The sequence below is a fragment of the Methylocystis sp. genome, assembly GCF_051061225.1.
GTDB lineage: Bacteria > Pseudomonadota > Alphaproteobacteria > Rhizobiales > Beijerinckiaceae > Methylocystis.
The window spans coordinates 1-8,770 of sequence record NZ_JBPFEB010000013.1 but is presented as its reverse complement, the minus strand read 5'-3'; the positions used below and the strand labels follow the sequence as shown (position 1 = coordinate 8,770).

The 8,770-nt window shown below is 58.5% G+C and carries 6 protein-coding genes and 1 pseudogene; 2 read left to right on the top strand and 5 right to left on the bottom strand.

The features are described 5' to 3' along the window. Positions 1-205 precede the first annotated feature (205 nt). Both ACR652_RS03695 and ACR652_RS03690 read left to right on the top strand, forming a co-directional pair. The gene (locus tag ACR652_RS03695; RefSeq protein ID WP_434505172.1) at positions 206-523 is read left to right on the top strand and encodes a transposase; all 318 of its coding nucleotides are present in this window, start codon (positions 206-208) and stop codon (positions 521-523) included. Between the two features lie 312 nt (positions 524-835). Further along, complete coding sequence (locus tag ACR652_RS03690; RefSeq protein WP_434505171.1) at positions 836-1,486, top strand: acetyltransferase; 651 nt, start codon at positions 836-838, stop codon at positions 1,484-1,486. A gap of 262 nt (positions 1,487-1,748) precedes the next feature. Here ACR652_RS03690 and ACR652_RS03685 read toward each other — a convergent pair whose 3' ends face one another. The 5 genes and pseudogenes from ACR652_RS03685 to ACR652_RS03665 form a co-directional block, all read right to left on the bottom strand. Beyond that, positions 1,749-2,093 (bottom strand): hypothetical protein, encoded by a 345-nt coding sequence (locus tag ACR652_RS03685; RefSeq protein ID WP_434505170.1) that lies wholly within the window; start codon positions 2,091-2,093, stop codon positions 1,749-1,751. Between the two features lie 15 nt (positions 2,094-2,108). Next, positions 2,109-2,381, bottom strand: a complete 273-nt coding sequence (locus ACR652_RS03680; RefSeq protein ID WP_434505169.1) for a hypothetical protein — start codon at positions 2,379-2,381, stop codon at positions 2,109-2,111. Positions 2,382-2,409: 28 nt separating this feature from the next. Next, positions 2,410-2,631 (bottom strand): annotated as a pseudogene (locus tag ACR652_RS03675) (transposase); the annotation flags it as partial. Positions 2,632-2,753: 122 nt separating this feature from the next. Then, positions 2,754-6,131: a DUF4082 domain-containing protein gene (locus ACR652_RS03670; RefSeq protein ID WP_434505168.1), complete on the bottom strand. Its 3,378-nt coding sequence runs from the start codon at positions 6,129-6,131 to the stop codon at positions 2,754-2,756. A 27-nt stretch (positions 6,132-6,158) separates the two neighbouring features. Next, on the bottom strand, positions 6,159-8,555 hold the full coding sequence (locus ACR652_RS03665) for an alkaline phosphatase family protein (RefSeq protein ID WP_434505167.1): 2,397 nt from the start codon (positions 8,553-8,555) through the stop codon (positions 6,159-6,161). Positions 8,556-8,770 lie beyond the last annotated feature (215 nt).

Genomic DNA, 8,770 nt, shown 5'->3' with positions numbered 1-8,770 from the left:
ACCGCACCGCCGCCAAAAACCGTGCCAAGGCGATCACGCTTCCCCTGCTGAAAAAGCAGAACAAGAAGCGCCTTGTCGAAATAAACGTCAAAATTGAGGAGATCGACGCCGCCATCGAAAGACTCATCCTCGATGACGCGCAACTCGCTCGCCGGTTAGGCTCCCAGGCGTCTCCAAGGTTACCGCCTTCGCTTTGCTAATCGAAATGCCAGAGCTTGGGAGCCTGGAAGGCAAACAGGCCGCAAGCCTCGCTGGCCTCGCGCCCGTGCAAAGACAATCGGGCTCATGGAAAGGTCACGCCTACATTCGCGGCGGCCGAGCTTCCCTTCGCCAGGCCCTTTATATGCCGGCGCTCGTTGCCTCAAGGTTCAACAAGGACAGTCGAGCGCTCTATCAAAAGCTCATCGAGGCCGGGAAGACCGCCAAGGTCGCCATTACCGCCGTTATGCGAAAGCTCGTCGTCCTTGCCAACGCCCTCCTGCGACATAACCGACCCTTGGCCGAATACGCCCCTTGCGCATAACGGATACTCTAGCATTTTCGCCTCGGCTTAGGACCAAAGGAGATAAGATAACCACACTACCAGAATTATCAGCCAGCGATGTTGCATAACGGGCGGGCCAACGACTCGGTAATTGAGACCCATGCGGCCCTAGCGCGGTCTTGCCGGCCGCGCCCCGACCGCTTCAGAGGCCGACGCCAGAGCTGCCGATCAAAAAACCGATCAAGCCGGACCGGACGTCGGCTTGCTTGCCACGCATTGTACAATGTTGAATTTCGACTTGACCTGCCGTCTCTATGATCTAGGCTGCGACGGGAATTTGGAGGTTCGCCTATGCTAATCGGCATTGTTGGTTGCGGAGGATTTGGCCGCGAAGTCATGCCAGTTCTACACGAAATGTTAGGGCGCACCCAGATTCATGCCACGCTCGTCTTCGTCGAGACCACACCCACTTCTGGCAACGCCGTGAACGGCTACCGGGTCATGTCGGAAGAGGACTTTTTTCGTGCCGAAGATAAAGATAAGCAGTTCAATATCGCCATTGCTGACTCTCGGGTGAGACAAGCCATTGCAGAGCGGTTCATAAAGGTTGGGGTGCAGCCTGTTGATGTGCATAGCCTCCAGGCAAGGTTTTATGATGCGAACAAAATCGGGGAAGGCTCGATCATTTGTGCAGGCAGTATCGTGACATCGAATGCTATAATCGGACGTTTCTTCCACTGCAACATTCAGTCCTACGTTGCGCATGACTGCGTCGTTGGCGACTTCGTGACCTTCGCGCCGAGGGTCGCGTGCAACGGGAACGTGGTCATCGAGGATCACGCCTATATTGGAACCGGCGCGGTCATCAAAGAGGGGATGAAAAAACGTCCATTGCGGATTGGCAAAGGCGCAATCGTCGGGATGGGTGCAGTTGTTACAAAGGATGTTCCCGCCGGGGAAACCTGGGTCGGCAACCCCGCCAGGCCATTAGCAGGCTGTTGAAAAAGCACCCGGCTCTTGTTCCCTCAGCCTCGCTCCAGTTTTTTGGCGTCTTGGCGCGGTCGAATTGGACGCTGGAAGCGGAGGGCGCTCTGCTTCCCCTCGGCCTCGTGGTTCACGCCACCGCGAGCAGCTTCGGCAGCCGGACCAGATCATAGGCGGCGGCGGATCGCGCGATCAGACCTACGTCGATCACCCGAATCCAGGACAATCAATCATCGGCATCCAAGCCTATCTCCGCTACACGGGGCCCGTTGACTTTCAATTACCCACAAGTGGCTGCCTGAATGTCTGCGCCTATCTGTATATCGGTCAAACGAGAGAGGCCGCGCCAGATGACGACGCTCCCCGGCGGCATGTCTCCGGCCCGCGCGAGATGGCCGCCCAATCGGGCGAGCTTGATCAGGTAGAAGCTGAGGGTCCCCCGCTTGGCTTGTCGGTTTCCAGCGTCGCTGACGAGCAAATCAAGCAACGGAACCTCGTTCTCGGTGAGGGCGATCGAAGGCGAGGCGAGTGGTTCTGCCCGCGCCAACATAGTGAGCGAGAGAACGCGCCAACTCAGAATACAGAAGACCGCCATCAAGTTGGCGAGCCGTTCAGCGGTGCGCAATTTGGATGCTTCGGCCTAGCAGCCTGACTTCAGAACCTTGTGAAACATCTCGATTTTACAACGCATCGCATACCAGTTGATCTTCTCGACGGCCTCTGCGCGTCCGCGCACCGGTAGGTCGGTAATCAGCTTCCAGACGATCGGTTTTCGGCCTTTGGGAGCACCGCGCTCAGTCGCGTAAATTACCGCAAGATCCAACGCAGGATATCGCTTTTGCTTGCCGATGGGCGGTTGGACGACCATGCGCAGCGATGATCCGCTTTTATCGGCCGATCGTCGGCAGAACATGAGCGCACCTGCCTCAACATCGCGTCAACTCGGACCATTCGGCTTTCGCGACGAAATGGTGGAGGGATTGATGCGCCGCTTGGACACGATCGGGTTCGACATGGGCGGCGATAGGCTCGACACTCTTGCGCTCTCGTGGGAGGATCAAGCCTGTGCATTAAGAGCGAAACGGGGCTATCCGATCGACATGCCCCAGGGATCGATGCGACTCCACGAACGCGGCAAACCGACGCTCACTCCCGCCATCGATGGTGTTTCGATCCACGGCCCACCTCCTTATCGAGCGCGAATCGGCTGTGTACCTCACTCCGTGCATTTATGACACAGTAAAACTAGGCCTCACTTCGTTCAACAGGATGCAAGGCTGAGCCGCTAAGGAGTGGTAAACATGACATCGACCCAGTAGTTGCCGGCCTGGGAGCTGTTCGTCGGGAAAGTGACCGCGCTGCCGTAGGCGTAGACGCCGTTGCCGCCGCTCGACCCGCTGTCGGGAGCGGTGAGCGGCCCGTTGGAGTACGCCGTGGTGAAATAGTTGAGGTCCTTCGAATAGAAGCCGCTGGTGTGATAGGAGGCGACGTAGGTCGTGCCGGCCGCAATCGCGATTGGACTATCAAAGATAACCGTCTGCCAACCATAGGCTGTCTCGTTAGTGAAGGGCGCGCTCGCGAGCAGCGTGCCCGAAGCGTCCCATAACTCTCCGCTATGCGGGCCGGTGTTCAGTGGCCCCTCATAAAAACGCAGGCCCGTTATGTGTCCGGCGCTCGCAGCAGAAAACTTGACGCCGAGCTCGACCGGGTTCGCGTCGTTTACGGTAACGGTGACCGGGGCAAAGGCCATGGGTGTCGAGCCATTTCCTGAGAAGAGGCTCGACGAAAAAACGGCGTCGACCCAGTAGTTGCCGGCCTGGTAGCTTTTCGTCGGGAAAGTGACTCCGCTGCCGTAGGCGTAGACGCCGTTGCCGCCGCTCGACCCGCTGGCGAGGGCGGTGAGCGGCCCGTTGGAGTACGCGCTCGCGAAATAGTTGCGGTCCACCGAATAGAACCCGCTGGTGTGATAGGAGGCGACGTAGGTCGTGCCGGCCGCAATCGCGACGGGAGTTGCAAAGCTGAGCGTCTGCCAGCCGCTCGCCGTCTCGTTGGCAAAGGTTGCGCTCCCGAGCAGCGTCCCGGTCGCGCTCCACAGCTCTCCCGTATGCGTGCCGGTGTTTTGCGGGCCCTTGTAGAAGCGCAAGCCGGTTATGTTCCCGGCGCTAGCCGCAGAGAATTTGACGCCGACCTCTACAGAATTCGGATCGTTCACGGTCAATATGGTCGGGACGTTGCTCGCCGAGAACAGCGTTGCGCCCCCTGTGGCCGAGCTGTAATAAATGACGTCGACCCAGTAGTTGCTGGCCTGGTAGCTGTTCACCGGGAATGCCGCCGCGCTGCCATAAGCGTAGACGCCGTTGCCGTTGTTCGACCCGTTGGCGGCGGGGGCGGCGAGCGGCCCGTTGGAGTACGTGGCCGCGAAATAGCTGCGGTCCGCCGAGTAAAATCCGCTGGTGTGATAGGAGGCGACGTAAGTCATGCCAGCTGCAATCGCGACGGGACGGGCGAAGCTGACCGCCTGCCAGCCGCTTGCCGTCTCGTTGGCGAAGGTTGCGCTCGCGAGCAGGGTCCCGGTCGCGCTCCACAGCTCTCCCGTATGCGTGCCCGTGTTCTGCGGACCCTTGTAGAAGCGCACGCCCGTAATGTATCCGGAGCTGGTCGCGTAAAACTTGACGCCGAGCTCGACGGAGTTCGGATCGTTCACGGTCAAGATGGACGGGGAGGTGCTGGCCGAGAAAAGGCTCGACGACGGCCCGGATATGGCAGTCGGACTGACATTTATCGTCGGCCCGGGATGTGGAGTTTCCGTGTTGAGGCTGTCGTCTGTGGCGCGGGACATGATCGTATACACACCGGCTGAGGCCGCGCTCCAGGTGTAGCTCCAGTTCGTTGCGCCCGACGCCCTCCGCCAGGTTGCGCCGCCGTCGATCGACACCTCCACGCCCGCGACCATACCGCCTGTGTCGCTCGCCGAGCCGCTGATCGTGACCGGCTGCCCTTCCAGGAAATTGGCGCCGCCCGCGGGCGCGGAGATCGACGAGGTCGGCGCAACGATGTCCGTGGATTTGGTCGCAGGTACGAGTCCGCTCTGCAGACTGCCGGGCTGGACACCCATATCGGCGAACTGATTTACCATCGCTTGTTGGATATTTGGGTCGGTGGGAGTCGTCGGCCCGTCGTGCTTCGCACTCAAGCCCCACGGCCAGAACACCGTGCCGGCGCCGAACACGATGGCGCCGCTGGATGGTTTGTACAAACTCAGATTATGCGTGGCTGTGCCGTTGCCGTAGGTGTAACCGTAGTCGTACAAAAGAAGGGAATTCACGAAAAGCGTCGTGGACGATAGGTCGATGAGCCCGCCCGGAGCAAAGCCGTTGTCGGGGGACGCGTCCCATTCATAGCCGAGGATGTTCTGGGTGAGCGTGGCGGTCTGCCCCGGGGGCGTCGAGGCGACGCTGGTGTTACGCCAGAAGCGCAATCCGCTCATGGCGGAAGGAACCTGTATCGCGCCGTAATAAAAGCCGTTCACAGCAAAGAGGGTGCCACTCAGCGCGTTTTGCGGCTGGCCTCCGTTAGAGGGCGGGCTGAACCTCGGGTCGAACCAGGTTCCTGTCCACAATCGGCTCGGGTCAATCTTGGCTCCAGCAACCGTTTCTTTGTAACAGACGAGCGTACGGAAAGGCGTTGCGCTGCCATCGATGCTCGACTCCCAACGGGTTGCCCAAAAGACCTCGTTGCCGCTCATAAAGGCGACATTGACACCGGCGTTTCGCGCCGCTTCGACGTTGGTGCGTTGGTCGGTAGACCAATACTCGTCGTGGCCAGACGACGTGAAGGCCTTGTGATTTTGCAGCAGAGCGCCGGAGCGCGCGCTGTCGACGCCGGCGATGTAGGAGACGTCGTAGCCGTTCTGTTCTAGCCAGTAAAGCGCAGCGTATTCGGCGCCGAAGAGAAAACTCGCCCACGAGGAAAAGGTGCCAACGCCATCGCGGGTGGTGATCGGCCGGTTGTAGCTTACCTTGAAGGCGCGCCCTGGGTAGGTGTTGCTGCCGGGGCCGTTGCCGCCGTAAAGATTGGGGCTGCCGCCCCAGCCATTGTACGCTTGCCACGTCGTGTCCGACGTCTGGAACACGATATCGCTATGTGACTCGTCAGCGCGGACGATAAAAGCAATTTGATTCTGTCCGGCAGTAGAATCCTGGCGCGTGAGCTTGGCGAGGTAGACGCCAGATACAGCAGTGGCGGGCACGGCCCATGAGGCGGAGATCGCCCAATTACCAGCGTCAGTCAAACCAGTCGTCGCATCATACAGCGGAGATGGTTGAACCTGGGCTGACTGCAATTGCTGATTGATGGTTGCTACCTTGCGACCGCCCATGCCGCCGTAATAGCCCAGGCGGTAGATATCGATCCTGTAGTTGGTCGAGTTAGTATTTATCTTGAAGTTGACCGTGGATCCGTGATTGACGCTGATATCGGTGGTGAAGCCGACTATATTCGTGGAGCCCGGCCCGCTGAGATCCCACTCACTCTGGGGGTTGCCCGGCAGGCTATTCTCGACGACGATGGCGTTCTGCGCGAACGCTTCGCCAAAACTGAGCGCGACCACAAAAGAAACTACAAGCCAAACCCTCGTCGTAAACCCACAAAATTCGCCGCTCATGCATAAGCTCCGCTGGACGGGATAGGATCAGTCTGGCAACGTCTCGCTCGAAATCTGATCGAAGTTGACCGCTCTTGCCAAATCAGTGGGCGGCTGTTCCATGGCTATCAGATCGGTAGAAGACCGGCAGTTGCCGGTCCGCAACGCTTCGAGCGCGGACTGAAATCTCGTCAGTTCCATTGGCATCTTATTTCTCAAAGGAACCGCCATAGCGAGCTCTTGGTCCGCAAGCGAGCGCCGTTGCTGGTTGAGTGCTTCGACAGCTTTCCGCCGGTGATCCCAATATGCGCTGGCGTCCTGTGCAATGGCTGCGGCCGCGTCTCTGGCGCTGCCATCGAAAGGCGCGCATAGAACAGTCGAAGCTGGGTCTGCCTGGTTAGTGGCTGCAATCATAAGAACGCCGGTTATCGGCTTCTTGCTTTTGTTTGAATTCCGCGTGCTCTTGTCGCCCGCACCGGCGCCATCAGACTGGTCGAATTGGAACATGCTCCAGAGGTCGCCGATCGCCGGACGGTTGAGGGGCACGTAAGGATTGTCACCTGTTTGTGGGTTGGGAAGATTATCGCGCGAGCGGTTGGACAGCGGCGCGACGCTCCAATTTCGCTCGATGAATTTGAGGATCGAGGCATGGTCTGCATACTCATGTGCGACATGGCCTCCTTGCGAGTATTTCGATACGACGATCAGGGGGACGCGCGTGCCGTCGCCAAAAAAATCGAGAGGTTGGACATAGCCCGAGTCATAGTACCCGCCGCCTCCGCTAAACGTGACGAATATCGCAGTGCTGTCCCACAACTCCTGTTGGGTTTTCAAAAATTCGATAATGCGCTTTGCGAAACTTTCGAAGAGATCAAGTTTTGACGAGGCAGGGCGGCCATCGACAAAACGGCTCGGTATCACGTAGGACACCGCGGGCAGATCTCCTCTGGCGACTCCGTCGTAAAAGTCGGCGAGATCCTTGTTGTGCTCGGCGCGCGCCTTCGGGTCGCTCATCGTTGATGCCGAGTAGAGGAACGGATTGCAGGTGCTGCAATATAGATACGCTGCAGCGAGATTTGGATTGGGTTTCGAGGCCCACGCCCCCGAGGGCGCCGTCTTGAAGTCGTTCCAGCGCTCACCGAAATACGCCCACGACACGCCCTTTTGGGTCAGAGCGTCGCCAATGTGCCGTTGTTTGATGACCGGGGGCAATGTGAAGAATGCAATTGACGCGGGGGGATATTCGCCCAAGCCCGTGTAGGCAGGAAACAAATCATTCACCAGATAGTAGGCGCTTTTCACACAATTCGCCTGGACGCTGACATCTTGAAGATAACGGACGATCGCCCCCACGCCGGGTTGCGAAAAATCAGAGCAGCTGACATAGCTGCCGCCCGAATATCCGTCTTGCGCATACCAGTTATCGGTGTTTGGACGCGGATTAGGGTTTTCGATCATATTGGCGGGGGGCTTGGCGGGATCACCATTTTTGTCTGCATAATAAAGTGCGTCTGCATAACCTAGCATCATGAAGTTCGCGTAGCCGCCGCCCATAAAGGCCTGATGGTAATTGTCAGCGAGCGTGAAATTCCTCGCAAGTTCCGCCAGATATGGCGCGTCGCCTTGGGCGATATTGTAGAAGCCCATGGCGGCATTACCTTCGGCGAGCGGCTTTCGTGCGCCGCCATTCACGCCGGAGGCGACAGTCATCTCGACCCAAGGAAAAAGGTCGGCCAGACAGCCGGATGGATGTAGGCTCGAAACATGACTTTTGTCGCAATCGAGCTGCTGCCACATCTGGAAAAAGCGGCCGACCGGGTTGCCACTGTAATTGTCATAGAGGCTCTTGCCGCTCCGGTCTACGAGCGGATAAACCCCGTTGGGTAGATTGGCATAGTTCAGAATGCGGCTATCCGGGTCGCCCGGATTGATGCCTGTTGCGCCCGTATAGAGCAGGGGCAGGTCTTGTTGAGGAAGGCCGTATTCGATTGCGGCGAGGGCGCTCAGAGGAAACGATTTAACGTCAAGTGGGCCGGGACCGTCCCAGGCCGCCTGTTTCCAGTCTTTGTAGGGCGCCTTGAAAGCATACGAAACCCCGGGCGCTTGCAGCTTGTTCCCACTTTGATCGAATGCGTCAAGCTTCGTAGGGCTGATTGAATAGATCCGCGTGTCCGTGGCTCGATACTGCGCCGAAAGGCCGTAATTGAATCCGGCGTTATTGAGGCCGACTATTCCTTTAGAAAGCAAGTTGTCGGCATATTCTCCTGCCCCCGGCTGATAGGTTGCAAATACATGATCAAAGCTGCGGCTTCCCCCCACAATGACGACGACGTGCTTGATGGGACTTAGAGTTGGAGGTTCTGCAGCGCAGGCAGAGTCATAGCCAGTGAGCGCGAAAGCCGCACACGCGCGGGAGAACCAAGTAGCGAGATTTCTCAATCTCATATTTACAGTTTCCTATCAGTCCAGCAGGCGGGCGAACCCCGGCTGTTTGCTGGCCTCCACACACTCCAAGGAAGTTTGCGAACTTACTGATGGCTGAGCGGCAAAGGCGGAATCACCGGCGGCGGATTATTATTGCTGCCGAAAGCTCCCGATGCTCCAAGGCCGGCGATTGTGCCACCAACAACAAGCGCGGCGGCGCCAACGGCCAAAGCGGT